1 protein-coding gene is annotated in these 611 nt (G+C 62.7%); it reads left to right on the forward strand.

The window, feature by feature from the left end; translation table 11 throughout:
* Nucleotides 1–414 precede the first annotated feature (414 nt).
* Nucleotides 415–611 (forward strand): hypothetical protein (locus DAI20_RS19765; RefSeq protein ID WP_205781517.1); only part of this gene is annotated, 197 nt, incomplete at its 3' end.

The raw sequence follows: 611 nt of genomic DNA on the forward strand, positions 1-611 counted from the left end.
GGGAACCCCGGGCAACCCCTGGAATTGGGGTTGCTGCGACCGACGGCCACAAGATAGTGGGGGTAAAGGGGTCCGTCAACGCCAAATGTAGTGAAATTCGGCAATCCCTTGCGCCGCAAGGATCGTGCCATCGGCGCCCGGATCAGACGCTTCAGACCTGCCGGAACGGGCTGCGCAGTCAAGCCCGAAAGGCGTCATTGCGGTGGTACAACGCACCGCGAAAACGGAACAATGACAGCTTCACATGACAGTGATGAAACTGGCTAGGGACAACCCTGTGGATAGGTGGTGGGCAGTCGGTGGGAAAGCCGGTATGGCCGGACGAATCGCCATCGCGCAGTGACTTTCGGCGGGTGACGGCGCCTGCCGAACGCGGGATGCTGGGGTCCTGCAATGACCGGAAAGGATTCCACCATGCGCCTGTCAGCACCCGCCTTGGCCCTGCTGGCTGCTGTGGTCACCGTACCTGCAATTGCCGCTGACACCCCGAAGCTGCGCGCAGACCAGTGCGGCATCCATACCGACTATGACGTGCTGGTGGACAGCGGCGGCATCTGGCTGCGGCATGGCCCGCAGGCACCGCACGAGGTGGTGTTCCACGATGGCTTGCT

The organism is Planctomonas deserti (genome assembly GCF_003067705.1).
GTDB classification, from domain to species: Bacteria; Actinomycetota; Actinomycetes; order Actinomycetales; family Microbacteriaceae; genus Planctomonas; species Planctomonas deserti.